The organism is Pseudomonas oryzicola, from assembly GCF_014269185.2.
Taxonomy (GTDB): Bacteria; Pseudomonadota; Gammaproteobacteria; order Pseudomonadales; family Pseudomonadaceae; genus Aquipseudomonas; species Aquipseudomonas oryzicola.
Genome location: NZ_JABWRZ020000001.1, coordinates 1,056,093 through 1,081,171 on the forward strand (window position 1 = coordinate 1,056,093; position 25,079 = coordinate 1,081,171).

The following is a 25,079-nucleotide window of genomic DNA, read 5'->3' on the forward strand; positions in this document are numbered from 1 at the left end:
CTCTCAGGTCATGCGGTTCTTCAGGTGGCGGCCACCGTTGATGACCACCTGGCTGCCGGTGCTGTACTGGCTGGCGAGCAGGTACTTGACCGTCTCGATCAGCGGGCCGGCGCCGGGTTCGAATTCCAGCAAGGCCTTCTTCAGGGTTTGCTGGCGATAGGTTTCGTCGCCCCCTTCCTTGAGGATCAGCAGCCCGGGAAGGATACCGTTCACACGCACCTTGGGCGCATATTTTTCGGCGAACGACAGCACCATGTTCTGCAACGCGGCCTTGGTTGCGGCATAACCGATATGGCTTTTGCTGCCGCGCGAAGAGGTTTCGTCGCAAATGTGGATGATGTCGGCCTTTTCCTCCCTGGCCAGCAGGTCGCCCAGCGCCAGGTTGAGGTGGTAGGGGGCTTCGACGTGCAGGCGGAACATGGTTTCGAGATTGTCGAGGCCATCGTCCAGCCACAGCGAGGCGTTATGGATGATGGCGCGCAGGCCATCGTAATGGCTATGCAAGTAGTCGATCAGGGCCTGGCGGTCGGCCGCCTGGCACAGGTCGGCCTGGAACTGCACGATGTTCGGGTGGGCCGCCCCTGGCTGGGCGCTGCGGCTGGCACTGACCACCGTGTGGCCTGCCTGGGCCAGTTCAAGGGCCAGGGCCAGCCCGACACGCTGGCTGGCTCCGGTTACGAGAATTGGGCTGTTCATGTTCGGGCGGTCAACTTGTCTGGTCTGTCGTTGCCGCCCAGCATACCTCAAGAATTTTGCTCTTGTACCGCTGCGCTCAGCGGCTGCGCAGTGCTGGTCCACCGCGTGGCACGGCCTGTAGCCAGCCGGCCAGCAGGCGGGTGGACAGCGGGATGAACAGGTAGACCATCACAGGCGTCAGGGCCAGGGTGCTGAGCAGTACCCGAGGCAGCAGATCCAGCGCTGCCAGCCAGTGCCCGAACACCAGGTTGAACACCAGCGAGACCGGGAAGAAAGCCAGCCATATAGCCACGGCCTGTTTCCAGCGCGGCGGTTTTTGCACCGTGTTGGTGCCGAACCAGTCATCGATACCGCTTACGCGCGCTTCTCTGGGGCGTTCAAACAGGCCATTGCCACGTTGCAACCAGGCCCGGCGCGAAGCGGAGTGCTCCCAGGCATGCAATGTGGGTTCGTCACTGAAGCGGAAGATGATCTGGAACTCATCGCCATCGCTGGGTGGGGCGAGGATGCCCGAGCCGAGGTAGCCGGGGAAGTCGGTAGCCAACTGCTCGCCTTCATGCAGCCAGGCCAGCAGGTCCTGGTAGCGGCCATGGGCGGCGCGGCGCGAAACCATCAGGGTAACGGGTGGGGTAGACATCGTGTATCTCCTGGCTACAGGGCTGGCGGGTAGCTGGCCCTTCTGGCTGAGTCGTCCGGGGTGGTGGGCGACGCAGGCATGCATGCAAGAATCGGGCGCGGATTATCGCGTATCGGCGTGCATCGGCAAATGTCAGCCGGCAAACGGTCGATCCCTGCGGCCGTCGACGTCGTAGTAGACTAGTGCTCGACTTCCGCCCACAGGATACTCCGTGAAGATGAACGAACAGGGACGTAATCCAGTGATCGATGCGGGCCTGATGCAGCAGGACCTGTTTCCGATCCGTGAGGTATCCCGCCTGACCGGCGTCAATGCCGTGACCTTGCGCGCCTGGGAACGCCGCTATGGCCTGATCCAGCCAACCCGCACCGACAGTGGTCATCGCCTGTATTCGCAGGCCGACATCGATGACGTGCGGCGCATCCTCGGCTGGCTGGAGCGCGGTGTGGCGGTGAGCAAGGTCGCCAGCATTCTCGCGCGCGACCATGCCCTTGCCGGGCCGGCAGGCGCGGCGACTGACGCCTGGGCGCGCTGGCAACAGCAGATTCGCCAGGCGCTGCAACGGTTTGACGCGGCAGGCCTGGACCGCTTGTTTAACGAGGTGTTCGCCGCAAGTACCCTGGACCAGGTGTTCAGCGAAGTGTTCATGCCAGTGTGGCATGACCTTGCGGTCGGGCAGGGCAGTTACGGGCAAGCCAGCGAGTGGCTGTTCCTTGACCAGTTCCTGCGTGGCCGGGTGTTCGCCCGCCTGCAGCTTGCCCACGCGCCACGCCGGCGCACAGTACTGCTGGCGCCGCTTCCGGGGCAGTCCCACGAGCTGGAATTGCTGGTGACCAGCCTGATTCTGGGCAGCGACGAGATTGGTGTGACCCTGTTGCCGAACGGCCAGCCGCTGGCGGAACTGGCGCTGGTCTGCGAGCGCCTGAAGCCGGATGCCCTGGTGCTGTTTTCGCACCAGTCCCTTACCGTAGAGGTCAGTCGACGCCTGGCGCGCCTGGTGGCCGGGCTCGAGTGCCCGTTGCTACTGGCCGGTGAAGCGGCGGAGCTGGCACAGGACAGCCTGGCGGGCAGCGCGATAGCCTGCCTGGGCGCGCAGGGCAGCGTGATGCGCCAGCGTTTGCGGCAATTTCTGGCCGGTCAGCTGGATACCTGAGTGTGCAGTTCGGGGTGAGCCCGGCGGTGGGCCTGCAGAATGTAGTCGCGCAGGCGCTCGATCTCTTCTGCCGGGCTTTGGCTGAGGTCATAGGCGGCCAGGTCCGGGCCGATGCGCCGGCTCAACACACCCAGCAGTTCGATGGGGTTGATGCCACCAGGGGCGAAGCATAGTTCGAAGCGGGTAGGCGCTGTGGGCAAGCCACGGATTTCAACCAGCGTACCTTTGAACGATATGTCACGAACCCACAGGCCGCTGTCCTGGCCATGGGCATCGAGCAACGCGCTCGGCTGTTCCAGCGAGAGGCGCCACGGGCGCAAACTGGGGCCGTCTTCGTAGATTTCCGGCGAGCCCAGTTGCAGGTGCAGGGCGTGGAACTCGTCTTCCACCAGTTGCAGCGGGAAGCTGATCTGCTGGTTGTTGAACTGGGCCTGCAAGGTGACTTGCTCGTTGGCCACCAGACGGGTGAGCAAGCTCTGGATTCGGCGATCGCCATTGACCAGCAGGCTCGACATGGGGTCGGCCAGGTTCAGTTGCGGCGAATGCTGCATGCTCTGTATGAAGTCCAGCTCGTCCTGAGTCAGGAGCGCTTCTGCTTGCATGATCGAACTCGAGGGTGACAATTTCTTCAACGCGATTGACCGCGAGCTTCGCGCTTGGTTCAGCTGCGTTCGTCGGGTTTCGGACGAGCGCGCATTTCGGCCAGCTCCCGCTCCAGTTCGACCTGGCGGCTCACGTCTTTCTGGATACCGATGAAGTAAGTGCGTTGTTCGACGTCGTGCCTCACCGGGGTGATCGACAGTTCATTCCAGAAGGTGCTGCCATCCTTGCGGTAGTTGCGCAGCACTTCGCGGCACGGGCGGCCTTCGGCCAGCGCCTTGCGAATGCGGGCGCGGCCAAGCTGGTCGCGGTCGTCGGCCTGCAGGAAGCGGCAATCCTGATAAAGGATTTCGTCACGGCTATAGCCGGTCAGGCGTTCGAAGGCGGCATTCACGTAGATGAGGATGGTGTCGTCGCCTTCCTGTTCGGCGACCACGATCCCGTCATTGGATGCATCGACCATGGATTGCAATAGTTGCGCGTTGATCATGTTCGGGGGCCATTGGCGAAGAAGGGCTGAAGAAGCGACTAGAGTAGAGGCGGCCTTTTGCCAGCGCTGAATGCTAGTATCCTACGTTTTCACTCAGTTTCGGAATCCTCTACTCGATGAAAGTCGCCATTATTTCCGGATCGGTCTACGGCACCGCCGAAGAAGTCGCCCGTCACGCCGAAGTGCTGCTCAAGGCTGCCGGCCTGGAGGCCTGGCATGCGGCGCGCGCTACCTTGCAGGACCTCGAAGGATTTACCCCTGACGCCCTGCTGGCCGTCACCTCGACAACAGGCATGGGCGAGCTGCCGGACAGCCTCATGCCGTTGTACAGCAGCATCCGCGATACGCTGCCAGCGGCCTGGCGTGGCCTGCCGGGTGCGGTGATCGCGCTGGGCGATTCCAGCTATGGCGATACCTATTGCGGTGGCGGTGAGCAAATGCGCGAGCTGTTCGCCGAGCTGGGCGTGCGGGAAGTACAGCCGATGCTGCGCCTGGACGCCAGTGAGACGGTAACCCCCGAAGTGGATGCCGAGCCTTGGCTGGCTGAGTTGGCTGTTGCATTGAAAGCCTGACAATTTCTTTTGCCTGTACCGGCCTCTTCGCGGGTTCGCCCGCGAAGAGGCCAGCAAGGGCAACTCATTCCTTGCCGTCTGGCACTGGCCGCTCGTTCACCAACGCCAACCACGCCTGCGCTGCCCGTGACAGATACGCCCCGCGCCGCCAGATGAAGGCGATGTCCCAACGCAGATCCTTTGGCGAGCGCAGCGGCAAACGCACTACCCCAGGGCGTTGCAGTGCTTTTGCCACCACTCGGGGCAGCAAGACCACGCCCTGGCCCGCCGCCACCAGCGCGGCAAGGAAGTCTGCCTGGCCACTGCGCCCGCCTTCCTTGGGGGTAAAGCCTTGTTGCTGGCACGCCTTCAGCAACCGGTCGTTGAGCACGAAGCTGCGCTGGTACAGCAGAAACGGAGTGTCGGCCAACTGCCGCAGGTCTACCCCGTCCTGGTCCGCCAGCTCGTGGCCGACCGGCAGCAGGGCATCCAGTGGCTCGTTGCAGAAAGGCTGGTAGTCGAGCGCCTCGTCAGCAGGTGTCAGGCTGCCGCCCAGCTCCAGTTCACCACTTCTGACAGCCTGTTCGATGCTGCGGCTGCCGCCTTCGAGCAGTTGAATGACGATGTTCGGGTGGCGACGCCGATACTCGGCGAACAACCCGGCGAACAGCGCGTCGCTGCCCAGCATCGGCAAGCCCAGGCGCAATTCGCCGCGGCCCATCTGGCTGAGGTCGTCCAGTTCGCCTAGCAGTGCCTGGCGTTGGCGCAGCAACGCTTCGCCACGCTCGAGCACGATGCGCCCGGCTGCCGTCAGGTGCAGTTGTGAAGCCTGGCGCTCCAGCAATGGCTGGCCCAGATCTTGCTCCAGCTGGGCGACTTGCTTGCTGACGGCCGACTGGCTGATGTGCAGAGTTTGCGCTGCCTGGGTGAAACCACCGCGATGGACGACTTCGATAAAGCTGCGCAGCTGTTTGAATTCCATGATCACAATTCCATTCTGGAATGGTGCGTAGTCTAACAATTCGCTTCTGGCCTAGGCAGCCGGATCTTAAAATGAGGGCCTGTCGAGGACTCCCCCATGAAACCCGCGTTACTGAAAAAAGCCCTGCGCCTGTTGCTCGAACTGGCGACCCTTTGTTTTCTGTTCCTGTTCGGCGGCCAGCTTGCTGCCTGGTTGGGCTGGCCGATTCCGGGTGGTGTGATGGGCCTGGCATTACTGCTGCTACTGTTCGCTTCAGGTGTGCTCAAGCCGGCCATGCTGCAACTGGGCGCGGGCTGGCTGATGGCCGAAATGCTGCTGTTTTTCATTCCGGCATTGATGAGCCTGCTCGACTACGGCGCCCTGATCCGTGACGAAGGCTGGCGCATCTTGCTGGTAATTGCCATGAGTACATTGATGGTGATGGTGGTGACCGCACTGACCGTGGAACTGGTATGCCGCTGGAGGTTGCGCCATGAGCCTTGAACCCATGCCGCTGTTCTGGCTCGCCCTGACCCTGCTGGCCTATCTGGGCAGCCGCTGGCTGTACCGGCGTAGTGGGCGCTACCTGCTGTCGCCGCTGATCCTGGTGCCGATCCTGTTGCTGGCGGTGGCGGTACCGCTGCACACCGCCTATGCCGAGTATGCCCGCAATACCCATTGGCTGATGAATGTACTCGGCCCGGTGACCGTGGCATTCGCGGTGCCGATCTGGCAGCAGCGGATCATGCTGGCACGCCACTGGCCGGCACTGATGACGGGCATGGTCGCCGGCAGCAGTGCCTCGATTGCCAGTTCCTGGGGGCTGGCTCATCTGCTCGCGCTGGACAGTACGACCAGCCTGTCGTTGGTGCCGCGTTCGATCACCACGCCGTTTGCCATGCCACTGGCCCATGACCTGGGTGGCGTACCGGAGCTGACCGCAGTATTCGTGATGTTCACCGGCGTACTCGGCGCCATGTTCGGCGGCATTTTGCTGCGCTGGTTGCCGTTGCGCACGTCGCTGGCGCGTGGGGCGCTGTTTGGCGTCGGTGCCCATGGTGCAGGGGTCAGCCGTGCGCATGAGGTGGGTCGCGAGGAGGGTTCGGTGGCGGGCCTGGTGATGGTCCTGACCGGTCTGCTGAACCTGTTCGCGGCACCGCTGCTGGCCATGCTGCTCTGACCGTTCGTGCCACTGACTCGCTCAGTCATCAAGCTGGCTGGCAATGCAAGTTCAAGGCCCTGGGCTGCTGGCTAGACTCAGCCTCGACTCAGAGAGCACATGTAAGTGCCGAGGTGACATGCTATGAGCACAGCCTTGCCTTGTTCAGCCAACACCACTTCACCGGGACCTTTCTGATGCCCATGGCCGAAATTCCATTGTGCGTCTGGCGTACCCGGGGACAGAGCTTCACCTTCCGGGGCCAGAGCATCCGCTACTGGACCGCAGGGCAAGGAGAGCCCCTGCTGCTGTTGCACGGTTTCCCCACCGCCAGCTGGGATTGGCACTACTTGTGGGGGCCTTTGGCCCAACGCTTCCGGGTGATCGCCTGCGACATGCTCGGTTTTGGCGATTCGGCCAAACCGGTCGATCATGTCTACAGCCTGATGGAGCAGGCCGACCTGCAGCAGGCCTTGCTCGCCGAACTGCAGGTCGACCAGCCGGTGCACCTGCTGGCCCATGACTACGGTGGCAGCGTGGCCCAGGAACTGCTGGCGCGGCATTACGAACAGCGCGCCCGCATCGCCAGCTGTGCGTTTCTCAACAGTGGGCTGTTTCCGGAAAGTTGCCGCATGCTGCTGATCCAGAAACTGCTGCTCAGCCGTGTGGGCTGGCTGGTAGGGCGCTCGTTCGGGCGCGACGACCTGGTGCGCAACCTTATCCAGGTCTATGGCCCTTGCACCCATCCCAGTGAAAGCGTATTGGATGATTTCTGGAGCCTGATCACCGCCAACCATGGTACGCGCGTGCTGCACAAACTGGTTGGTTACATGCCGGAGCGCAGGTTGTACCGCGACCGCTGGGTTGGCGCGATGCAACGCGAAGGCGTGCCGCTGCGCTTGATCACTGGCATGGTCGACCCGCTGTCTGGCGCGCACATGGTCGAGCGCTACCGGCAACTGGTACCAGCGCCGGATACCGTTCAGTTGCAAGGCATCGGCCACTACCCGCATACCGAGGCGCCGGTCCAGGTGTTACGCCACTACCTCGTGTTTCGCGAACGACCGCTGCGCAATTACCCGCAGAAGATGGCCTGGTCCTGACCAGGTCCTTCGACCATCGCGTTGCGTTATTGCCAGGCATTCAGCCGGCAGGCGCTTGATTGTCCGTTCGCCCTCGGCGGCGGACACTCGGCGGACCTGAACCTGCCTGGAGCCATGAGCATGAGCGAGCCTGTCCGTCTGCAAGATCGCGTGGTGATCGTCACCGGAGCCGGCGGCGGCCTGGGCCGTGCCCATGCGTTGCTGTTCGCCGCGCGTGGCGCCCGGGTGGTAGTCAACGATCTCGGTGGTTCCACCCATGGTGAAGGTGCCAGCGCCTCCGCCGCTGACCGGGTTGTCGAGGAGATCCGCGCCGCTGGCGGCAGCGCCATTGCCAGCCATGATTCGGTCAGCCATGGCGCACGTATCGTCGAGCAGGCCCTGGACAGCTTCGGCCGGGTCGATGTGCTGGTGAACAACGCCGGCATCCTGCGTGACAAGACCTTCCACAAGATGGAAGACAGCGACTGGGAGCAGGTCTACCAGGTGCATGTCGAAGGGGCCTACAAGGTCACCCGCGCTGCCTGGCCGCACCTGCGCGAGCAGAACTGGGGACGAGTGATCTTCACCGCGTCCACATCCGGTATCTACGGCAACTTTGGCCAGGCCAACTATGGCATGGCCAAGCTGGGCCTGTACGGGTTGACCCGCACCCTGGCGATCGAGGGGCGCAAGCATGGCATCCTGGTCAACGCCATTGCCCCTACCGGTGGCACGCGAATGACCGAAGGGCTGATCCCGCCCCAGGTGTTCGAGCGGCTCAAGCCCGAACTGGTCAGCCCGCTGGTGGTGTACCTGGGCAGCGAGCAGTGCCAAGGCAGCGGGGACCTGTTCGAAGTGGGTGGCGGCTGGGTGGGCAAGGTGCGTTGGGAGCGTAGCCTGGGCGTGGGGTTCGATCCGCGCGAGGGCTTTACCCCGGAGCAAGTGGCGGAGAACTGGGCGCGCATCGGTGACTTCGAGGGGGCGGTGCACCCGCAGGACAGCTTGCAGGCATTGCAGCAGATGATGGCGAACCTGCAGAAATACCCACTGGGCTGAAACCTTTGCTGCCTGTGCCAGCCTCTTCACTGGTTTGCCCGCGAAGAGGCCGGCACAGGTGAAGATTATTTTCAGGGCAGATAAAAAAGGCCGCTGCAAGCCGCAGCGGCCAATCGAGACGTCAGATCAAGGAGCTTCAAAATCTACGTCGGTGAACCTCGCAGGCCTGAAAGGCGGGGGGGGGGGGAGCCCTTCATGCCGGCCAGTGAGTTAAGAATAAGCGCTTGATCCTGTAGGAAAAATAGCGGCTTATGACATTCACCTTTACGCATCGGGCAATAGTGCCGCAGGCGTATAACCCATGCGCCAGCTGGTTTCCCGTACTGCCGCCAGCAGCCGTTGCGCCGCCGGGCCATGCTCGTCAGCATGGAAGATCGAGGTTGGCCCGACCACGGTCATCACCGCAGCGATCTGCCCCATGGCGTTGAATACCGGGGCCGACAGCGCATCCACGCCCGGCATCAGCAGCCCGTGCACATGGTGCAGGCCACGTTCGCGAATGCCGGCCAGTACTGCCTGGTAATCGGCGGCACTGTGCTGCAGGGCGGCCAGTTCCTGGTCCCGCAACTCCACGGTTTCGCGCTCGGGCAGGTAGGCGGCGAACACCAGCCCGGTGGATGAGGTAAGTAGCGGCAGTACCGAACCGATCTGGGTGACCACGGTAACCGCGCGTACTGCCGGCTCGATGCTGACCACGGTCGCGCCCTGGTTGCCCCATACGGCAATGAAGCAGCTCTCGTTCAGTTCATCGCGCAGTTGCGACAGCGGCAGCGCGGCAATCTTCAGCACATCGATGCTGCCCAGTGCCGCCAGCCCCACCCGCAGGGCCTCGCGCCCCAGGCCGTAATGGTTGGTGGCTGCATCCTGCTCGGCGAAGCCGCTGGCGATCAGGGCCTGCAGGTAACGGTGCACCTTGCTCGCCGGCATCTGCACGTGCTCTGCCAGGCGCGACAGCGAGGTGGAGGGGGAGAGTTCCGCAAGGGCCTTGAGGATGTCGGTGCCGACCTCTGCCGAGCGGACTTTCTGCTTGCCGTTGTCGGCGGGGGAGCTGGCTTTGGTCATGGACATCTGCTTCCGGATTCTTCGCGTCGCGCCTTTATAGCTTGACGCATTGCCCGGAGCAAATTACGTTATTCGTAATCTGATTACGATAAAAACAATGCAGACGTGCTGCCAACCCGATCGGGACCGGCAGCCAGCTGCCCGCAACGGCTCGGCCAGAGCCCGGAGGCATCGATGAATCGCGATACGTCACCCGACCTTCACTACCTCAGCGGCTTTGGCAACGAATTTGCCAGCGAAGCTTTGCCAGGTGCCCTGCCGGTCGGGCAGAACTCGCCGCAAAAAGCCCCATACGGGCTGTATGCCGAGCTGCTCTCGGGCACGGCATTCACCATGGCCCGCAGCGAGTTGCGCCGCACCTGGCTATACCGAATTCGCCCGTCTGCGCTACATCCGCGGTTCGAGCGCCTGGCGCGCCAGCCGCTGAGCGGCCCGCTGGGGGCCATCACCCCAAACCGCCTGCGCTGGAACCCACAGCCGATCCCCAGCGAAGCGACCGACTTCATCGAAGGCTGGCTACCCATGGTGGCCAACTCGGCAGCAGAGAAACCGGCCGGCGTCAGCATCTACATCTACCGCGCCAACCGTTCGATGGAACGGGTGTTTTTCAACGCCGACGGTGAACTGCTGCTGGTGCCGGAACAGGGCCGCCTGCGCATCGCCACCGAACTGGGGGTAATGCAGGTCGAACCGCTGGAAATCGCGGTGATCCCGCGCGGCATGAAGTTCCGCGTCGAGCTGCTCGACGGCCAGGCGCGTGGCTACATTGCCGAAAACCACGGCGCACCGCTGCGTATCCCGGACCTGGGCCCGATCGGCAGCAACGGCCTGGCCAACCCGCGCGACTTCCTCACCCCGGTGGCGCATTACGAAGAGGCCGCAGGCCCGGTGCAGCTGGTGCAGAAGTTCCTGGGCGAGCACTGGGCCTGCGAACTGCAGCACTCGCCGCTGGACGTGGTCGCCTGGCACGGCAGCAACGTGCCATACAAGTACGACCTGCGGCGCTTCAACACCATCGGCACGGTCAGCTTCGACCACCCGGACCCGTCGATCTTCACTGTGTTGACTTCGCCGACCAGCGTGCACGGCATGGCCAACATGGACTTCGTGATCTTCCCGCCACGCTGGATGGTGGCCGAGAACACCTTCCGTCCACCATGGTTCCACCGCAACCTGATGAACGAGTTCATGGGCCTGATCAACGGTGCCTACGACGCCAAGGCCGAGGGTTTCCTGCCCGGTGGTGCCTCGCTGCACGGAGTAATGAGCGCCCACGGTCCCGATGCCGAAACCTGCGAAAAGGCCATTGCCGCCGACCTGGCGCCGCACAAGATCGACAACACCATGGCCTTCATGTTCGAGACCAGCCAGGTGCTGCGCCCGAGCCTGCAGGCCCTCGAATGCCCGCAATTGCAGGCCGACTACGATAGTTGCTGGGCCACCTTGCCGAGCACCTTCAACCCGAACCGGAGATAACCCATGAACCAGACCGCCATTGCCCGTAGCTGGGTGGAGCACGCCAACGGGCACAGCGACTTCCCGCTGCAGAACCTGCCGTTGGGCATATTCAGCCGGCCCGGTGAAGCCAGGCGCTGTGGCGTGGCCATTGGCGATGCGATCCTCGACCTTGAGGCAGTGCTGGCCGCCGGCCTGTTCGACGGTGCCGCCAAGGCTGCTGTCGAGGCCACCCGCGGTGGCGCTCTGAACGCATTCTTCGCCCTCGGTCGCAGCGCTCGCGTGGCCCTGCGCGAGCGTCTGCAGGTGCTGCTAGGCGAGCACAGCGAGCACCAGGCGGCCCTGCAGCCTGCGTTGTATCCGGCCAGCGCCTGCCAGTTGCATGTACCGGCGCAGATTGGTGACTACACCGACTTCTACGTGGGCATCGAGCACGCCAAGAACGTCGGCAAGCTGTTCCGCCCTGACAACCCGCTGCTGCCCAACTACAAGTACGTGCCGATCGGTTATCACGGCCGCGCCTCGACCATCCGTCCGTCCGGCACCGACGTGCGTCGCCCCAAGGGCCAGACCCTGCCGGCCGGGCACAGCGAACCGAGCTTCGGCCCTTGCGCGCGCCTGGACTACGAGCTGGAACTGGGCATCTGGATCGGCCAGGGCAATGACTTCGGCCAGGCGATCCCGATCGGTGATGCCGCCGAGCACGTGGCAGGCCTGTGCCTGCTCAATGACTGGTCGGCCCGGGATATCCAGGCCTGGGAATACCAGCCGCTGGGCCCGTTCCTGTCGAAAAGTTTCGTTACCAGCATCTCACCGTGGGTAGTCACTGCCGAAGCGCTGGAACCCTTCCGTTGTGCCCAGCCGCCACGCCCGCAAGGCGACCCGCAGCCACTGTCGTACTTGCTGGACAAGCGCGACCAGGCCGCCGGTGCATTCGATATCGAACTCGAGGTATTGCTGCTGACCGAGCGCATGCGCGAGCAGCGCATGGCCCCGCATCGCCTGACCCTGAGCAACACCCGCAGCATGTACTGGACCGTGGCGCAGCTGGTGACGCACCACAGCGTCAACGGCTGCCAGCTGCAGCCGGGCGACCTGTTCGGTTCGGGCACGCTGTCGGGCGCCACGCCCGGTTCGTTCGGCAGCCTGCTGGAGATCACCGAAGGCGGCAAGCACCCGGTGGAACTGGCCAGTGGCGAGGTACGCAAGTTCCTCGAGGACGGCGACGAAATCATCCTGCGTGGCCGTTGCGTACGTGATGGCGTGGCCAGCATCGGCTTCGGCGAGTGCCGCGGCACGGTCATCGCGGCCAACTGAGGAGGCAGGGCATGGAGCTGTACACCTATTACCGTTCCACCTCGTCCTATCGGGTGCGCATTGCCCTGGCGCTGAAGGGGCTGGCCTACCAGTCCCTGCCGGTCAACCTGCTGCAGGGTGAGCAACGCGGTGCTGCCTATGTCGCCGTCAATCCGCAGGGCCGTGTGCCAGCCTTGCGCACTGACGGCGGTGAGCTGCTGGTGCAGTCTCCGGCGATCATCGAGTACCTGGAAGAGGTTTATCCACAGCCCGCGCTGCTGCCTGCCACGCCGGAGGTGCGCGCCAAGGTGCGTGGTGTGGCAGCGATCATCGGCTGCGACATCCATCCGTTGCACAATGTCAGCGTGCTCAACCGGCTGCGCCAGGCCGGGCATGACGAGACCCAGGTCAACCAGTGGATTGGCCACTGGATCAGCCAAGGGCTGGCAGCGGTGGAACAACTGATCGGCGATCACGGCTTCTGTTTCGGCGATGAGCCAGGCCTGGCGGACGTCTACTTGATCCCTCAGTTGTACGCGGCCGAACGTTTCAACATCGACCTCGACGGCTTCCCGCGCATCCTGCGGGTTGCCGCCCTGGCCGCCGGGCACCCGGCGTTTGCCAAGGCACACCCTTCCCGGCAGCCGGACTGCCCGGCTCAGTGAATGGAACGGTTCGCCGCCGGAAGCTTGCCGATACGCTCGGACAGCTTCAGGCGCTGGACCGGGTCTTCCGTCAGCAGCAAAGCATGCTCCAGGTCGAAGCGCTCGGCCTGCGGGCAATCCAGATGCTGGTAGAGCGAGGCGCGGGTCACATAGTCGCTGACTTGCGCCGGCCCCAGTTGCATGACCCGTTCGGCATCGATCAGCGCTGCCATGTGGTCGTCATTGCTGATGTGCAACTGGCGCAGGTTGCGTGACAGGCGTTGCAGTATCTGCGCGGGGCTGGCACTGCGCATGTGCTCGGCAGTCAGCGCTACCTGCGGGCCGAACTGACGTGCCAGTAGTTCGCGGCAATCGTTGGGGTACAGGCGTCGGCCGCCGCAGGGGTCGAGGAGGTGGTCGGCACCCGGCACGCGCAGCAGGAAATGGCCGGGAAAGCCCACGCCCTCAAGGGGGATGGACAGGCGCCCGGCCAATTCCAGGGTGAGTATGGCCAGGGTCAGCGGTTGGCCACGGCGGCGCTGCAGCACCTTGTCCATGAGCGCGGCATGTGGGCGCAGGGGATGGTACTCATCCTGCTGGAAGCCCAGGGCATTGAGCTGGCGCAGGAGTGGTTGGGCCAGCTCGCACAGCGGCAGCATTGGCAGGTTGGCGCTGATCTCGCGTTGCAGGTCATGCAGTGTGGCAAGGCTGGCCGCAGGCTCGACGCTGCAGTCATGCTCGGCGGCAATCCACAATGCGGCTTCCAGCAGGGCGACGGGCTTGCGTTCCAGGCAGGCCAGGCAGGCTTGACGTGGCTTCATGGGGCTTCTCCACTCACGCTTGAGTATTAGCCGCCGTGCGCGGTTTCGTCCAGTGGTCCGGCAGCGGCATCGGCCCAAGGGCCAAGCCTATACTGGAATGAGCACCTCTCAGGGGAGCCAGTCGATGTTCGCACTGATGCAAAGCACCCGCACCCAGTCGCTGCACCTGTTCACCGACCCGCCCACCGGGCTCAAGGCCGTGGTGGCGATCCACAGTGAACAGTTGGGACCGGCCATGGGCGGTTGCCGCTACCTGCCGTATGCCGATGACGAAAGCGCCATGACCGATGCCATTCGCCTGGCCCAGGGCATGAGTTACAAGGCTGCGCTGGCCGGCCTGCCACTGGGCGGCGGCAAGGCGGTGATCATGCGCAACCCGCATGTGGAAAACCGAGCGGCGCTGTTCGAGGCCTTTGGCCGCTTCGTCGATACGTTGCAAGGGCGTTTCATCATTGCCATAGACAGCGGCACCTCAACCCTGGACATGGACTGCATTGCCCAGAGTACCCCGCATGTGACCAGCACCACGGCCTGCGGTGATCCATCCCCGCATGCGGCGATGGGAGTTTTCGCCGGGATTCGGGCGACCACCTCGTTCCGGCTTGGCAGTGATGACCTGCAAGGGTTGCGGGTTGCGGTGCAAGGGCTGGGCAATGTCGGTTATGCGCTGGCCGAGCAACTGCACGCGGCGGGAGCCGATTTGCTGGTGAGCGACCTGGACCCGGGGCGGGTGCGGCTGGCGGTGGAGCAGTTCGATGCCAAGCCGATCACCAACGACGCGTTGATCAGCACCCCTTGCGACATATTCGCGCCTTGTGGCGTGGGGCCGGTGCTGAACGGGCAGAGCGTGATGCAACTGCGTTGCGCGGCGGTGGCGGGGGCGGCGAACAACCAGTTGACCACCTTGCAGGTGGCCGACCAGCTGGAATCGCGCGGGATTCTGTATGCGCCTGACTACGTGATCAACGCCGGTGGGTTGATCTATGTGGCGCTTACCCATCGTGGCGAGGATCTGGGTACCATCACCGCGCACCTGGCGCGCATACCAACGCGGCTGACCGAAGTGTTTGGCCATGCGCAGGCGGAGAAACGCTCGCCGGCGCGGGTGGCGCAGATGCTGGCGGAGCGGTTGCTCTACGGCTGACGGCCGCTCCAGCCAAGGCCAGCGCAGCAATTACTCGGCTGCTGGCGCCTCGAGCAACTCGGCCAACGCATCCGGCTGGCTCTTGAACGCCCGGGCGAACACATCGCGGTTCCTGGCCATGTAGATGCCGGCTTCCTCGACCTGCTGCTCGGTCAGCGAGGGCACTGCCTTGTGCAGCACTTCGGCCAGGCGCTCGGCCAGTTCGAGCATCTTGTCGTGACGGTCTGCTTCGGCCTTATCCATGAACAAGCGCTCCGGGTCGCGGCTGCTGCGGTACACCACTTCGACGGCCATTCATCACCTCTGTGCCTTTTGCTGGTTAGGGTACGATCTACTGTATCCATATACAGTAATGGCATTTGCCACCGCCGCGCAAGCCGATTCTTCAGCCCGTGCGCGCGTGCCTTGCGGCAATCGGTCGCCTTCCAAGCCAAGGGCCTGGCCCTTTAACTGCATGGCACAAGCGTCACACCGGTGGCGCATCATCCTTCAAGACGTATCGGGGAATGGAACATCGTGAACATCAAATGGGCAGAAAAGCTGCGCAAGGGCCTGCACGGCTCGGCCGACTCGCTGGGCAACCTGTGCGTCGAGGCATTCCATTACCTGGCACTGTTCGGCATTGGCGCGATTACCGCCTATGCGGCGGTGATGACCTTCCTGGACATGCTCGGCAAGGGCGGGGTCAGCGTCGATGACATCCTGCTGCTGTTCATCTACCTGGAGCTGGGTGCGATGGTCGGGATCTACTTCAAGACCAACCACATGCCGATCCGCTTCCTGCTGTACGTGGCCATCACTGCGCTGACTCGCCTGCTGATCGGCGATGTCTCGCACCACAAGGCGCCGGACGCGGGGCTGCTGTACCTGTGCGGTGGCATCCTGTTGCTGGCGTTCTCGATCCTGGTGGTGCGCTATGCCTCGTACCGCTACCCCTCGACCAAGGCGCTGGATGCCAATGGCAAGGAAGTGGAGGAGGGCAAGTAGCCCTCAGTTGGCCATGAAATGGCGCGGCTCGCGCTGAGCGTCGCGGGTCAGTGCGGCCAGCACCTGCAATGGGTTCTGATGGTGTTCGATGGCCAGGCCGAGGCGGATGCTGTCGATCACCCGTTGCAGGCGCACCGGGTCATTGCGCTGGGCCTGGGTGATGAGGCGCTTGGCGACCACGCCGGTGGCGTCGGACAGAGTCAGCATGATGCTGCCGTCGAGGTTGACGATGCTCAGGTTTACCCGGTATTCGGGGGCGAATGCAGCACTGATTCGTTCGAATGGGTTGTTCATGGTCTTGCTTCTGCAATGAATGACTGCAGAGGTTGACCGGAGCAATTGCCAGTTGGTTCAGCGCCATTGATCGACATGAACGAAAACGCCCGGCACATGGCCGGGCGTTTCCTGGATTGCCGATCAGGCGTCCGGGTCACTCAGTTCCAGGGCCCCGCGCTTGCTGCGCAGCTTGCCGTAGAAGTGTTCCAGCGCGTGGTTCAGCTTGGTGGCGGCACCATCGACTGCCTGGTCCAGCGAAGTGGCAGTGTGGGTCACGGAAATCGGTTGATGGCCTTTGGGGCGAGCCTCCATCTGGCAGCGTTTGTCATGCGGTCCGGGCTTGGCGCCGTTCTCGTCGCGCAGGTGCACCTCGATGCGGGTGAGGTCGTCTTCGTAACGTTCCAGCGAGTTCTGCAGAGTGCTGCGGACCCACTGGTCGAGCCGGGCGTTGCCTTCGAAATGGTTGCTGCTGTTGACCTGGATTTGCATGATTCAATCCTTATTCAGCTTGCTCGCATGGAGACGCGCCTAGGCCCTTGAGACCCTTGGAATTTCTGCGCCTCTTGACTCTAAGGTCAGGCAACGGCGAAACGAATTCAAGCCCTTTTTGAAAATAAATTTCTTGTTGCATGAATGGCGGCGGTCGGCGGCACATCGCCTGGTCTTTGCTTATGAGAATTGAAATCATTAGTATTGCATTCCCGCAAACGCCAGACATTCGCCATGACGCGCAAAATCGCCGGTCTCTCGCTCAGCTATCGCCTGGCCGTGACTTCACGCAGCCTGGCCGCGTTGCTCGGCGGCTACCTGCTGGCGTCCATGGCCAGCGTGTGCATTGCGCTGCTGGCGCCGCTGCCCCAGGTCGATGCCACGCTTACCGGCCTGTTGCTGTCGTTCGTCTTCTACCTGCTGGCCTTCATCTGGTGCTTCGCCTGCCGTAGCGCCTGGCGCGCCTGGCTGGGCGTGCTGGCGCCAAGCATGCTGCTGGCTGTGACCAACCTGCTGGCATACCGGATGCAAACCTTATGAAGGAAGGCTTCCGCCAGGCCATGGCCTGGCTGCACACCTGGACCGGGCTGGTCTTCGGCTGGCTGTTGTTCGCCATCTTCCTCACCGGCACGCTGTCGTACTTCAAGGAAGAGATCACCCACTGGTCACAGCCCGAAGTGCGTCGTCAGGCACTGGATCCGGCCCATGGCCTGGAAGTGGCCCAGCGTTACCTGCTGGATACCGCAGGTCATGCGGGAACCTGGTTCATCCGCCTGCCCAACGCACGCGAGGCTGGCTTGAAGGTGGGCTATCGCGACGCCAGTGGCTATGTCAGCCAGGTCCTCGATACCCAGACCGGTCAGCCACTGCAGGCACGCGATAGCCGCGGTGGCGAATTCTTCTACCGCTTCCATTTCCAGCTGCAGATGCCGCACCCCTATGGCCGCTGGCTGTCGACGTTCTGCGCATTCATCATGTTGCTGGGGCTGGTGACCGGCATCATCACCCACAAGAAGTTCTTCAAGGAATTCTTCACCTTCCGCCCCGGCAAGGGCCAGCGCTCCTGGCTGGATGGGCACAACGCCATCGGCGTATTGGTGCTGCCGTTCCACCTGATGATCAGCTACAGCAGCCTGGTGCTGTTCATGTACATGGTCATGCCGGCGGGCATCATGGCCAGCTACGGCAATGACACCGACAAGTACTTCAACGACCTGTTCGGCCGCAACGATGCGCCCGCGGCGGCCCATGTGGCCGCACCGCTGGTGCCGTTGGCAAGCCTGTACGCCAGGGTACAGGCGCTGCAACCAGGCGCGCATATTGGCGATATCCAGGTGCAGAACCCCGGCGACCGCAATGCCCGCGTAACCTTCACACAATCGTCAGCCGACCACGTCGCCTACCGGCGCAGCGCCAACTGGACATTCGATGGCACCACGGGTGCGCTGCTGAGCCAGGGCAAGCCGGAGAGTGGGGTGATGATGACCGCATTCAGCCTTGCCGGCCTGCACATGGGCAATTTCGCCGGGCCTTGGCTGCGCTGGCTGTATTTCCTGTTTGGCATGGCGGGTACTGCGGTGATCGGCACCGGGCTGGTGATGTGGCTGGGCAAGCGCCAGCTCAAGCATGCCGGTGGCGAACGCCTGCCGGGCGAGCTGCGCCTGGTCGAGGTACTCAACATCGCCAGCATGGGCGGCCTGCTGCTGGCCGTTGCCGGTTTCTTCTGGGCCAACCGCCTGATCCCCTTGGGGATCGAAGGCCGGGGCGACTTGGAGGTCGACGCTTTCTTCATCACCTGGGGCCTGGCGCTGGTGCACGCCATGCTGCGCAGTGGGCGCCGGGCCTGGGCCGAGCAACTGGCCCTGGGCGCGCTGGCTTTCGTCCTGCTGCCGCTGCTCAATGGCCTTGCCACCGGCCAGGGCCTGAACCATTCGCTGCCGGCAGGGGACTGGGCCATGGCCGGCGTCGACCTGACGGCGCTGGCTACCGGCCTGTTCCTCGCCTGGCTTGCCGGCAAGCTGCTGCGCAGGCCCAAGGCGGCTGCCAAGCGCACCCCGCGAGCGGCAAGAACGCCACCTGCGCAAACGGCGGAGGCAAGCTGATGGCGGGCATCGCACTGATCACATTCGCAGGCTTGGTGGCCCTGTGCCTGGCCATGCAAAAGCACTTTGCCGAGCTGCTCGGGCGCAAGCCGCGCCCAGGCCAGCTGCCCCTGTTGCGCGGCGCCGGCTGGTTGCTGCTGCTGGCTTCACTGGCATTCAGCGTGCGCCTGCGGGGCTGGGCCCATGGCCTGGTGGAGTGGGGCGCGGTACTGATGGCCGTGGCGACCGTGTGGGTCTTCGGCTTGCCCTACCAGCCCCGCCTGCTGCTGTGCCTGGCCGCCGCCAGCGTGGTGCTGGGGCCGTTGCTTGTGGTATGCGCCGGGTGAGCCGATGAGCGAACAGGGCAGCATGCTCGAGCCGGACGCCGACAACAGCGCTGGACGTGCGCGTTTCGTCGAGGTTTTCCAGGCCCAGCGCGCGCGCATGGAAGCACTGGTCAGTCGCCGGGTCGGTTGCCGGGCCACGGCATCGGACCTGGTCCAGGAGTTGTTCCTGCGTTTCTGGCGCCGCCCCGAGGTCGAGGTCGAGGCGCTGGATACCTACTTGTTGCGTTGCGCCGGCAACCTGGCCATCGACCACTTGCGCAGTGAAGGCAGCCGCGTACGAGTGGTCGAAGCCGCGTTGTCGGTGGATGAAGCCCAGGCGCCGGAGCAGGCCGTGGAGATCGATCACGATCTGCAGCGCATCGAAGCTGCCCTGCGCGCCTTGCCCGAACGCACCCGGCAGATCTTCCTGCTCAATCGCATCCATGGCTGCAGGTACGGCGAGATCGCCAAGGCCATGCAACTGTCCCAGAGTGCTGTGGAAAAGCATATGATGCGCGCCCTCGAGGCGTGCAAGGCGAGTGTTGCCGAGCCCGCGTCCATCCCACGCCGGCCAGGGAGTGCCCGCCGATGAGCCGTCTACCGCAGATTACCGAGGCGCAGTCCCAGGCTGCACTGCAATGGCTCAGCCGCATCAACGAGCAGCCCGCGCAAGCCGAGGGCGCCGCGTTCAAGCGCTGGCTGTTGAGCGACCCCGCGCACCGTGCAGCCTATGCCGAGGCGCAGGCGCTGTGGCAGGCCAGCGGCAGCGCTGCAGCGCGCCTGGCTGGCGAAGAACAGCAAGGCTTGCAACGCTATCTGGCTGCCATGGCCCAGCCAGCGGCCCGGTCGCCGTGGCGGCAGCGGTTCGCGGCACTGGCGCTGGCGGCCTGCCTGGTACTGGCCGTGGGCATCGCCGGGGGTTGGCAACCCGGCCTGTGGTTGCAGGACCTGCAGGCCGACTACAGCAGCGCCGAGCAGGTGCGCCAGGTGATTCTGGCCGACCAGTCGCAGGTGACGCTGGATGCGCGGAGCGCGATTGCTGTCGAGTTCGTCCGCGGCGAGCGCCGTGTGCGGTTACTGCATGGCGCGGCGTTCTTCCAGGTCACGCATACCGGCGAACCGTTCCTGGTCGAAGCAGCAGGTGGCGAGGTGCGGGTACTCGGCACGCAGTTCGAAGTACGTGAGCAGGGCGAAGGCGCCCAGGTCACGGTGCGTAGCGGGCGGGTGGCAGTAAGCCCGGCACCAGGCGCTGCAAGCCGCGAACTGACGGCCAACCAGCAGGTGGCCTATGTTGCAGGCCGGCTGGGCGACCTTGGGACGGTGGACAGCGACAACCGCCTGGCCTGGCGCCAGGGTTGGCTGAACTACTACCAGGTCCCGCTGGCGCAGGTACTTGAAGACCTGGAGCGCTATTACCCGGGGCGCATCCTGTTGCTCGACGAGCAACTGGGGCAGCGCAAGGTCAGTGGCAGTTTCCCTGTGGCAGAGCCGTTGCTGGCGCTGGATTCGCTGGGCAAGGTGATGGGCTTTTCGCAGCAGACCGTACTGGGGCGGTTGACGGTCATCCGATAGTCGCCGGCACAGGTAAAAATATTTTCAGATAGCGGGTGAGGTAACAGGACGTGGCATCCGTGTAATGAGTGGAAGTGCGATTCATTCGCAGTCATAACCCCTCTCACAGGTCAGCGTTCATGAAGTTCACCTCGCGTTGCGTCCCTCTCTTGCTCGGCCTGTCCGCGCTGCCGGCACTCGTTTTCGCTCCGCTGGCCGGCGCTGTCGAACAACAGCAGGCGTACGCCTTCGCCCAGCCGGCGCAACCGCTGGCACAGGCGCTCGACGCTTTCAGTCGCGCCACTGGCCAGAGCGTGGTCTACACCCTGGAGTTACCAGGCGTGCAGGCCCCGGGGCTGAATGGCCGGTTCAGCGCCGAGCAGGCCCTGCAGCAACTGCTGGGCAGCAGCGGTTTGGCCTGGCGTCGCGTTGATGCACGCACCTTCACCCTGGAAGCGCTGGACACTTCCGGCGCCCTCAACCTGCAGGCCACCACGATAAGCTCGGAACTGGACGACTACAGCTACCAGCCCCCGGCCAGCGCCTCGATCATGCGCGGCCAGGGCCCGAACCAGGACATTCCCCAGGCGATCAACGTGGTGCCGGCCCAGGTCATCCGCGACCAGGCCCCACGCAACCTCGACGACGCCCTGGCCAACGTCAGCGGCATCACCCAGGGCAACAACTTTGGCGGCACCGCCGACACGGTGATGAAGCGTGGTTTCGGTGATAACCGTGATGGTTCGATCATGCGCGACGGCATGCCGGTGGTACAGGGCCGCAACCTCAATGCCAGCACCGAGCGAGTCGAAGTGCTCAAGGGCCCGGCGTCGCTGCTGTACGGCATCCAGGACCCGGGCGGGGTGATCAATGTGGTCAGCAAGCGGCCGCAGCTGCAGCAGTACAATGCCCTGAACGTGCGCGGCTCGACCTACGGCAGTGGCAAGAATGGCAGCGGCGGCGGCTTTGACAGCACCGGCGCGCTGGGCGACAGCAATTTCGCCTACCGCCTGATCGTCGACCACGAAGACGAGGACTACTGGCGCAACTACGGTGTGCACCGCGAATCGCTGGTAGCGCCATCGCTGGCCTGGCTGGGTGAGGACACCCAGGTGGTACTGGCCTATGAGCACCGCGAGTTTCTGTCACCGTTCGATCGGGGCACGGCATTCGGCAACAACGGCCACCCGCTGGACATTCCGGCCACGCGGCGCCTGGACGAGCCGTTCAACGACATGGAAGGGCGTTCCGACCTGTACCGCCTGGAGCTCGACCACCAGCTGGCCGATGACTGGAAGCTGCACTTCGGCTACAGCTTCAACCGCGAAACCTACGATGCCAGCCAGGTGCGGGTGACCAAAGTCAGTGAATCAAGCGGCACGCTGTCGCGCAGCATCGACGGCACGCACGACGCCATGAGCCGTGACCAGTTCGCCACGCTGAGCCTGGCCGGCAACGTGCAACTGGCCGGCATGCAGAACGACCTGCTGTTCGGCGTCGACCATGAGGACCGCAAGATCTTCCGCGGTGACCTGATCCGGCAGAAAGCCCAATCGACCTTCAGCTATGTCAACCCGGTCTATGGACAGGAAGTGGAAGGCACCACGGTCGGTGCCAAGGAAAGCGACCAGACCGACAAGCTGCGCACCGATGCGCTGTTCGCCCAGGACGCGCTGCACCTGGATGAGCACTGGATCCTGGTAGCCGGTGCGCGCTTCCAGCAATACGACCAGTACGCCGGCCGCGGGCGCCCGTTCCAGGCCAATACCGACAGCAACGGCCAGACCTGGGTGCCGCATGCGGGCGTGGTGTACAAGCTCGATGAGCAGCTGTCGTTCTATGCCAGCTACAGCGAATCGTTCAAGCCCAACTCGACCATCGCGCCGCTGGTCGGCAATGTGGTGCTGGACGGCTCGGTGGCGCCGGAGGAGGGCAAGTCGTGGGAGCTGGGGGCCAAGCTCGACATGCCGGGGCGCCTCACCGGTACCCTGGCGCTGTTCGACATCACCAAGCGCAATGTGCTGGTTTCCACCCTCGACACGCGCACGGGCGATACGGTGTACAGCAATGCCGGGGAAGTCGGTTCGCGGGGTGTCGAACTGGACCTGACCGGCCAACTGAGCGAGCGCTGGAGCCTGATCGGCAGCTACGCGTTCACCGATGCTGAAGTGACCAAGGACCCGGAACTCAAGGGCAACCGCCTGCAGAACGTGGCCCGGCACAGTGGTTCGCTGTCGGCGGTGTACGACTACGGCAGCCTGTTCGGCGGCGACCGCTTGCGCTTGGGGGGCGGGGCGCGGTACGTGGGCGAGCGGGCGGGTGATTCGACCAACACCTTCGACCTGCCTTCCTATACCGTGGCCGATGCCTTTGCCAGCTACGAAACCCGGCTTGACGAGCACAAGGTGCTGTTGCAGTTGAACGTCAAGAACCTGTTTGACAAGGTCTATTACAGCTCGGCGGTGAACCAGTATTTTGTGGCTATCGGCGATGCGCGGCAGGTGAGCTTGTCCAGCACCTTCGAGTTCTAGACCAGCCTGTGCCGGCCTCTTCGCGGCTTCAGTCGCGAATGGCCGAACGGTATTCGCCCGGTGTCGCACCGATCGCCTGGCGGAAGCGGTTGCTGAAATGGCTGGCACTGGCAAACCCGCATAGCAAGGCAATTTCCCCCAGCGGCATCACCCCCAGGCGCAGCAACTGGCAGGCCCGGTGCAGGCGCCGGGCCAGCAGGTACTGGTGCGGCGGTAGCCCGAAGCTGGCGCGGAACATGCGCGCGAAATGGTATTCGGACAGGTTGCAGCGCAAGGCCAGTTCACCCAGGGTGATGGGTTGGTCAAGGTGTGCTTCGATGTATTCGACCATTTGCCGGCGCAGGTTCGGTGCCAGCCCGCCTTTCAGACGCAGGCCCTGGCGCAGGCCGACCTGGTTGAGCAATGCATGGTCGACGATTTCGTGCGCCAGGCTGCTGGCCAGCAAGCGCTCGCCGGGTTCGTGCCAGTCCAGGGTGATCAGTTGGCGAAAGCGCGCGGCCTGCTGCGGGTCGTCGAGAAAGGTCGCTTCCTGCAGTTGCAGTTCACGCGGTTCGCGGTCGAGCAGGCGCACGCAGCCCAGGGCGAACTGCGCCTCGCTGATGTACAGGTGCGCCAGGCGGATCGCGCCATTGATCACCCAGTTCGATTCCTGCCCGGCCGGCATCACGCACAGCTTGTTTGGCGCACCCTTGTCGGCCGGGCGCTGGCGGCGGAAGGTGCCGGTGCCGTCGGCGATGTAGCACGACAGGGTGTGGTGGCTGGGTGCCTGGTAGTCGCGGGCATCGTCGCGGTTGTTCCACAACGCCGCCGCCAGCCCGTCACCCAGCTGTGCGCTCAGCTCCAGCCGGGCGTGGGGCGAGGCATGCATGGCATTGAACACTTGCAGTTGGCTGAATGGCGTCATGGGCGGTTCCTCTTGCCTGCCATCCTACTGCGCCTTGCGCAGGCTTACAGCTACCCACGGGACAAATGCGCAAGTTTGTGCAAGCGCGCGGTTGTCCGGGCGGAGAACACTGGGATGCCTCGGCGAGGGCTGTGCCCTTGATTCGCGGCTAAAGCCGCGAAGCGCCGGGCACCGATCTTGAAAGGCCCAAGGAACCGCCACCATGAACTTGTCACTCTATCTACTTACCGTGCTGATCTGGGGTACTACCTGGATCGCCCTCAAACTCCAGCTGGGCGTGGTCGCCATTCCGGTCTCGATCGTCTACCGCTTCGCCCTGGCCGGTCTGATCCTGTTCGCCTTCCTGCTGCTTACCCGCCGCCTGCAGCCGATGAACCGCCGTGGTCACCAGATCTGCCTGGCCCAGGGCCTGTGCCTGTTCTGCGTCAACTTCATCTGCTTCCTCAGCGCCAGCCAGTGGATCGCCAGCGGCCTGATTGCCGTGGTGTTTTCCACCGCCACCTTGTGGAACGCGCTCAACGCACGGATATTCTTTGGCCAGAAGATCGCCGGCAATGTGCTCGGTGGCGGCGCCCTGGGCTTGCTCGGCCTGGGCCTGTTGTTCTGGCCGGAGCTGTCGCACCACACGGCCAGCCGCGAGACCCTGTATGGCCTTGGCCTGGCTTTGCTCGGCACCTTGTGTTTCTCGGCGGGCAACATGCTCTCGAGCATGCAGCAGAAGGCCGGGCTCAAGCCCATGACCACCAATGCCTGGGGCATGGTCTACGGCGCAGCGATGCTGGCGCTGTTCTGTGTGGTCAGTGGCGTGCCGTTCAGCATGGAGTGGAATGCACGTTATATCGGCTCGTTGCTGTACCTGGTCATCCCGGGTTCGGTGATCGCCTTCACCGCCTACCTGACCCTGGTCGGGCGCATGGGGCCGGAGCGGGCGGCGTACTGCACGGTGCTGTTCCCGTTGGTGGCGTTGAACGTGTCGGCGCTGGCCGAGGGGTATCAGTGGACGGCGCCGGCCTTGTTGGGGCTGGTTGCGGTGATGGCGGGGAATGTGCTGGTGTTTCGCAAGCCGAAGGCCAAGTTGGCTGCGGGTATCGTGGCGGCCAAATAGAGAATGGGTTACCTGCACCGGC

29 protein-coding genes are annotated in these 25,079 nt (G+C 64.0%); 18 read left to right on the forward strand and 11 right to left on the reverse strand.

Annotated elements, in window-relative coordinates:
• Positions 1–3 precede the first annotated feature (3 nt).
• Both folM and HU760_RS04760 read right to left on the reverse strand, forming a co-directional pair.
• On the reverse strand, positions 4–696 hold the full coding sequence (folM, locus tag HU760_RS04755; protein WP_186675227.1) for a dihydromonapterin reductase: 693 nt from the start codon (positions 694–696) through the stop codon (positions 4–6).
• A 76-nt stretch (positions 697–772) separates the two neighbouring features.
• Complete coding sequence (locus HU760_RS04760) at positions 773–1,333, reverse strand: putative antibiotic biosynthesis monooxygenase (protein ID WP_186675226.1); 561 nt, start codon at positions 1,331–1,333, stop codon at positions 773–775.
• Positions 1,334–1,550: 217 nt separating this feature from the next.
• Between HU760_RS04760 and HU760_RS04765 the strand changes: the two genes are divergently transcribed.
• A complete protein-coding gene (locus HU760_RS04765; protein ID WP_186675348.1) occupies positions 1,551–2,486 on the forward strand; it encodes a MerR family transcriptional regulator in 936 nt (311 codons plus the stop codon).
• Here the strand turns inward: HU760_RS04765 and HU760_RS04770 are convergent.
• On the reverse strand, positions 2,471–3,088 hold the full coding sequence (locus HU760_RS04770; protein ID WP_186675225.1) for a hypothetical protein: 618 nt from the start codon (positions 3,086–3,088) through the stop codon (positions 2,471–2,473). The two genes, HU760_RS04765 and HU760_RS04770, sit on opposite strands and share 16 nt — an antisense overlap.
• Positions 3,089–3,147: 59 nt before the next feature.
• Positions 3,148–3,576 carry a PAS domain S-box protein gene (locus HU760_RS04775; protein WP_186675224.1) on the reverse strand — a complete coding sequence of 143 codons (429 nt, stop codon included), beginning with the start codon at positions 3,574–3,576 and terminating at the stop codon, positions 3,148–3,150.
• A 116-nt stretch (positions 3,577–3,692) separates the two neighbouring features.
• Between HU760_RS04775 and HU760_RS04780 the strand changes: the two genes are divergently transcribed.
• Positions 3,693–4,148 carry a flavodoxin gene (locus HU760_RS04780; protein ID WP_186675223.1) on the forward strand — a complete coding sequence of 152 codons (456 nt, stop codon included), beginning with the start codon at positions 3,693–3,695 and terminating at the stop codon, positions 4,146–4,148.
• A 64-nt stretch (positions 4,149–4,212) separates the two neighbouring features.
• Here the strand turns inward: HU760_RS04780 and HU760_RS04785 are convergent, their stop codons facing one another.
• Positions 4,213–5,109 carry a LysR family transcriptional regulator gene (locus HU760_RS04785; protein ID WP_186675222.1) on the reverse strand — a complete coding sequence of 299 codons (897 nt, stop codon included), beginning with the start codon at positions 5,107–5,109 and terminating at the stop codon, positions 4,213–4,215.
• A gap of 96 nt (positions 5,110–5,205) precedes the next feature.
• On the opposite strand from HU760_RS04785, the gene HU760_RS04790 reads away from it, so the two are divergent.
• From HU760_RS04790 to HU760_RS04805, 4 genes are all read left to right on the forward strand, one after another.
• The gene (locus tag HU760_RS04790; protein WP_186675221.1) at positions 5,206–5,592 is read left to right on the forward strand and encodes a CidA/LrgA family protein; all 387 of its coding nucleotides are present in this window, start codon (positions 5,206–5,208) and stop codon (positions 5,590–5,592) included.
• Complete coding sequence (locus tag HU760_RS04795; protein WP_186675220.1) at positions 5,582–6,268, forward strand: LrgB family protein; 687 nt, start codon at positions 5,582–5,584, stop codon at positions 6,266–6,268. The genes HU760_RS04790 and HU760_RS04795 overlap by 11 nt, the downstream gene beginning before the upstream one ends.
• 176 nt (positions 6,269–6,444) lie before the next feature.
• Positions 6,445–7,350 carry an alpha/beta fold hydrolase gene (locus HU760_RS04800; RefSeq protein ID WP_186675219.1) on the forward strand — a complete coding sequence of 302 codons (906 nt, stop codon included), beginning with the start codon at positions 6,445–6,447 and terminating at the stop codon, positions 7,348–7,350.
• 120 nt (positions 7,351–7,470) lie between these two features.
• Entirely contained in the window at positions 7,471–8,385 is a 915-nt protein-coding gene (locus HU760_RS04805) for an SDR family oxidoreductase (RefSeq protein ID WP_186675218.1), read from the forward strand.
• A 264-nt stretch (positions 8,386–8,649) separates the two neighbouring features.
• Here the strand turns inward: HU760_RS04805 and HU760_RS04810 are convergent, their stop codons facing one another.
• On the reverse strand, positions 8,650–9,447 hold the full coding sequence (locus tag HU760_RS04810) for an IclR family transcriptional regulator (RefSeq protein ID WP_186675217.1): 798 nt from the start codon (positions 9,445–9,447) through the stop codon (positions 8,650–8,652).
• A gap of 174 nt (positions 9,448–9,621) precedes the next feature.
• Here HU760_RS04810 and hmgA point away from each other — a divergent pair, with 174 nt between their 5' ends.
• The 3 genes from hmgA to maiA are packed head-to-tail and all read left to right on the forward strand — an operon-like array spanning position 9,622 to position 12,863.
• A complete protein-coding gene (gene hmgA / locus HU760_RS04815) occupies positions 9,622–10,923 on the forward strand; it encodes a homogentisate 1,2-dioxygenase (RefSeq protein WP_186675216.1) in 1,302 nt (433 codons plus the stop codon).
• Between the two features lie 3 nt (positions 10,924–10,926).
• Positions 10,927–12,219 carry a fumarylacetoacetase gene (gene fahA, locus HU760_RS04820; RefSeq protein ID WP_186675215.1) on the forward strand — a complete coding sequence of 431 codons (1,293 nt, stop codon included), beginning with the start codon at positions 10,927–10,929 and terminating at the stop codon, positions 12,217–12,219.
• A gap of 11 nt (positions 12,220–12,230) precedes the next feature.
• On the forward strand, positions 12,231–12,863 hold the full coding sequence (gene maiA, locus HU760_RS04825) for a maleylacetoacetate isomerase (protein ID WP_186675214.1): 633 nt from the start codon (positions 12,231–12,233) through the stop codon (positions 12,861–12,863).
• Here the strand turns inward: maiA and HU760_RS04830 are convergent.
• Positions 12,857–13,663, reverse strand: a complete 807-nt coding sequence (locus HU760_RS04830; RefSeq protein ID WP_186675213.1) for a SirB1 family protein — start codon at positions 13,661–13,663, stop codon at positions 12,857–12,859. The genes maiA and HU760_RS04830 overlap by 7 nt on opposite strands.
• 124 nt (positions 13,664–13,787) lie before the next feature.
• Here HU760_RS04830 and HU760_RS04835 point away from each other — a divergent pair, with 124 nt between their 5' ends.
• The gene (locus HU760_RS04835) at positions 13,788–14,807 is read left to right on the forward strand and encodes a Leu/Phe/Val dehydrogenase (RefSeq protein WP_186675212.1); all 1,020 of its coding nucleotides are present in this window, start codon (positions 13,788–13,790) and stop codon (positions 14,805–14,807) included.
• 30 nt (positions 14,808–14,837) lie between these two features.
• Here the strand turns inward: HU760_RS04835 and HU760_RS04840 are convergent, their stop codons facing one another.
• Positions 14,838–15,101, reverse strand: a complete 264-nt coding sequence (locus tag HU760_RS04840; protein WP_063913370.1) for a YebG family protein — start codon at positions 15,099–15,101, stop codon at positions 14,838–14,840.
• A 222-nt stretch (positions 15,102–15,323) separates the two neighbouring features.
• Here HU760_RS04840 and HU760_RS04845 point away from each other — a divergent pair, with 222 nt between their 5' ends.
• Positions 15,324–15,794 carry a phosphate-starvation-inducible protein PsiE gene (locus HU760_RS04845; RefSeq protein ID WP_170032560.1) on the forward strand — a complete coding sequence of 157 codons (471 nt, stop codon included), beginning with the start codon at positions 15,324–15,326 and terminating at the stop codon, positions 15,792–15,794.
• Between the two features lie 3 nt (positions 15,795–15,797).
• On the opposite strand, the gene HU760_RS04850 is transcribed toward HU760_RS04845, so the two are convergent.
• Complete coding sequence (locus tag HU760_RS04850) at positions 15,798–16,088, reverse strand: DUF3509 domain-containing protein (RefSeq protein WP_186675211.1); 291 nt, start codon at positions 16,086–16,088, stop codon at positions 15,798–15,800.
• Between the two features lie 123 nt (positions 16,089–16,211).
• On the reverse strand, positions 16,212–16,559 hold the full coding sequence (locus HU760_RS04855; protein WP_003260689.1) for an HPF/RaiA family ribosome-associated protein: 348 nt from the start codon (positions 16,557–16,559) through the stop codon (positions 16,212–16,214).
• A 234-nt stretch (positions 16,560–16,793) separates the two neighbouring features.
• On the opposite strand from HU760_RS04855, the gene HU760_RS04860 reads away from it, so the two are divergent.
• The 6 genes from HU760_RS04860 to HU760_RS04885 all read left to right on the forward strand — a co-directional run bounded on the left by HU760_RS04860 (position 16,794) and on the right by HU760_RS04885 (position 23,048).
• Positions 16,794–17,099 carry a DUF3649 domain-containing protein gene (locus tag HU760_RS04860; protein ID WP_186675210.1) on the forward strand — a complete coding sequence of 102 codons (306 nt, stop codon included), beginning with the start codon at positions 16,794–16,796 and terminating at the stop codon, positions 17,097–17,099.
• A complete protein-coding gene (locus HU760_RS04865; protein ID WP_186675209.1) occupies positions 17,096–18,661 on the forward strand; it encodes a PepSY-associated TM helix domain-containing protein in 1,566 nt (521 codons plus the stop codon). Before HU760_RS04860 ends, HU760_RS04865 begins: the two co-directional genes overlap by 4 nt.
• On the forward strand, positions 18,661–18,987 hold the full coding sequence (locus tag HU760_RS04870; RefSeq protein ID WP_186675208.1) for a DUF3325 domain-containing protein: 327 nt from the start codon (positions 18,661–18,663) through the stop codon (positions 18,985–18,987). The genes HU760_RS04865 and HU760_RS04870 overlap by 1 nt, the downstream gene beginning before the upstream one ends.
• 4 nt (positions 18,988–18,991) lie before the next feature.
• Positions 18,992–19,558 (forward strand): RNA polymerase sigma factor, encoded by a 567-nt coding sequence (locus HU760_RS04875; protein ID WP_186675207.1) that lies wholly within the window; start codon positions 18,992–18,994, stop codon positions 19,556–19,558.
• Complete coding sequence (locus HU760_RS04880; protein ID WP_186675206.1) at positions 19,555–20,538, forward strand: FecR family protein; 984 nt, start codon at positions 19,555–19,557, stop codon at positions 20,536–20,538. The genes HU760_RS04875 and HU760_RS04880 overlap by 4 nt, the downstream gene beginning before the upstream one ends.
• Before the next feature lie 119 nt (positions 20,539–20,657).
• Positions 20,658–23,048: a TonB-dependent siderophore receptor gene (locus HU760_RS04885; RefSeq protein ID WP_186675205.1), complete on the forward strand. Its 2,391-nt coding sequence runs from the start codon at positions 20,658–20,660 to the stop codon at positions 23,046–23,048.
• Between the two features lie 28 nt (positions 23,049–23,076).
• On the opposite strand, the gene HU760_RS04890 is transcribed toward HU760_RS04885, so the two are convergent.
• Positions 23,077–23,952: a helix-turn-helix transcriptional regulator gene (locus HU760_RS04890; RefSeq protein WP_186675204.1), complete on the reverse strand. Its 876-nt coding sequence runs from the start codon at positions 23,950–23,952 to the stop codon at positions 23,077–23,079.
• A 202-nt stretch (positions 23,953–24,154) separates the two neighbouring features.
• On the opposite strand from HU760_RS04890, the gene HU760_RS04895 reads away from it, so the two are divergent.
• A complete protein-coding gene (locus HU760_RS04895) occupies positions 24,155–25,057 on the forward strand; it encodes a DMT family transporter (RefSeq protein WP_186675203.1) in 903 nt (300 codons plus the stop codon).
• Positions 25,058–25,079: the final 22 nt, after the last annotated feature.

Excerpts from the sequence above, each read along its gene's own strand:
- folM (WP_186675227.1), bottom strand. The coding sequence starts at position 696 with ATGAACAGCCCAATTCTCGTAACCGGAGCCAGCCAGCGTGTCGGGCTG.
- HU760_RS04760 (WP_186675226.1), bottom strand. The coding sequence starts at position 1,333 with ATGTCTACCCCACCCGTTACCCTGATGGTTTCGCGCCGCGCCGCCCAT.
- HU760_RS04765 (WP_186675348.1), top strand. The coding sequence starts at position 1,551 with ATGAACGAACAGGGACGTAATCCAGTGATCGATGCGGGCCTGATGCAG.
- HU760_RS04770 (WP_186675225.1), bottom strand. The coding sequence starts at position 3,088 with ATGCAAGCAGAAGCGCTCCTGACTCAGGACGAGCTGGACTTCATACAG.
- HU760_RS04775 (WP_186675224.1), bottom strand. The coding sequence starts at position 3,576 with ATGATCAACGCGCAACTATTGCAATCCATGGTCGATGCATCCAATGAC.
- HU760_RS04780 (WP_186675223.1), top strand. The coding sequence starts at position 3,693 with ATGAAAGTCGCCATTATTTCCGGATCGGTCTACGGCACCGCCGAAGAA.
- HU760_RS04785 (WP_186675222.1), bottom strand. The coding sequence starts at position 5,109 with ATGGAATTCAAACAGCTGCGCAGCTTTATCGAAGTCGTCCATCGCGGT.
- HU760_RS04790 (WP_186675221.1), top strand. The coding sequence starts at position 5,206 with ATGAAACCCGCGTTACTGAAAAAAGCCCTGCGCCTGTTGCTCGAACTG.
- HU760_RS04795 (WP_186675220.1), top strand. The coding sequence starts at position 5,582 with ATGAGCCTTGAACCCATGCCGCTGTTCTGGCTCGCCCTGACCCTGCTG.
- HU760_RS04800 (WP_186675219.1), top strand. The coding sequence starts at position 6,445 with ATGCCCATGGCCGAAATTCCATTGTGCGTCTGGCGTACCCGGGGACAG.
- HU760_RS04805 (WP_186675218.1), top strand. The coding sequence starts at position 7,471 with ATGAGCGAGCCTGTCCGTCTGCAAGATCGCGTGGTGATCGTCACCGGA.
- HU760_RS04810 (WP_186675217.1), bottom strand. The coding sequence starts at position 9,447 with ATGACCAAAGCCAGCTCCCCCGCCGACAACGGCAAGCAGAAAGTCCGC.
- hmgA (WP_186675216.1), top strand. The coding sequence starts at position 9,622 with ATGAATCGCGATACGTCACCCGACCTTCACTACCTCAGCGGCTTTGGC.
- fahA (WP_186675215.1), top strand. The coding sequence starts at position 10,927 with ATGAACCAGACCGCCATTGCCCGTAGCTGGGTGGAGCACGCCAACGGG.
- maiA (WP_186675214.1), top strand. The coding sequence starts at position 12,231 with ATGGAGCTGTACACCTATTACCGTTCCACCTCGTCCTATCGGGTGCGC.
- HU760_RS04830 (WP_186675213.1), bottom strand. The coding sequence starts at position 13,663 with ATGAAGCCACGTCAAGCCTGCCTGGCCTGCCTGGAACGCAAGCCCGTC.
- HU760_RS04835 (WP_186675212.1), top strand. The coding sequence starts at position 13,788 with ATGTTCGCACTGATGCAAAGCACCCGCACCCAGTCGCTGCACCTGTTC.
- HU760_RS04840 (WP_063913370.1), bottom strand. The coding sequence starts at position 15,101 with ATGGCCGTCGAAGTGGTGTACCGCAGCAGCCGCGACCCGGAGCGCTTG.
- HU760_RS04850 (WP_186675211.1), bottom strand. The coding sequence starts at position 16,088 with ATGAACAACCCATTCGAACGAATCAGTGCTGCATTCGCCCCCGAATAC.
- HU760_RS04855 (WP_003260689.1), bottom strand. The coding sequence starts at position 16,559 with ATGCAAATCCAGGTCAACAGCAGCAACCATTTCGAAGGCAACGCCCGG.
- HU760_RS04860 (WP_186675210.1), top strand. The coding sequence starts at position 16,794 with ATGACGCGCAAAATCGCCGGTCTCTCGCTCAGCTATCGCCTGGCCGTG.
- HU760_RS04865 (WP_186675209.1), top strand. The coding sequence starts at position 17,096 with ATGAAGGAAGGCTTCCGCCAGGCCATGGCCTGGCTGCACACCTGGACC.
- HU760_RS04870 (WP_186675208.1), top strand. The coding sequence starts at position 18,661 with ATGGCGGGCATCGCACTGATCACATTCGCAGGCTTGGTGGCCCTGTGC.
- HU760_RS04875 (WP_186675207.1), top strand. The coding sequence starts at position 18,992 with ATGAGCGAACAGGGCAGCATGCTCGAGCCGGACGCCGACAACAGCGCT.
- HU760_RS04880 (WP_186675206.1), top strand. The coding sequence starts at position 19,555 with ATGAGCCGTCTACCGCAGATTACCGAGGCGCAGTCCCAGGCTGCACTG.
- HU760_RS04885 (WP_186675205.1), top strand. The coding sequence starts at position 20,658 with ATGAAGTTCACCTCGCGTTGCGTCCCTCTCTTGCTCGGCCTGTCCGCG.
- HU760_RS04890 (WP_186675204.1), bottom strand. The coding sequence starts at position 23,952 with ATGACGCCATTCAGCCAACTGCAAGTGTTCAATGCCATGCATGCCTCG.
- HU760_RS04895 (WP_186675203.1), top strand. The coding sequence starts at position 24,155 with ATGAACTTGTCACTCTATCTACTTACCGTGCTGATCTGGGGTACTACC.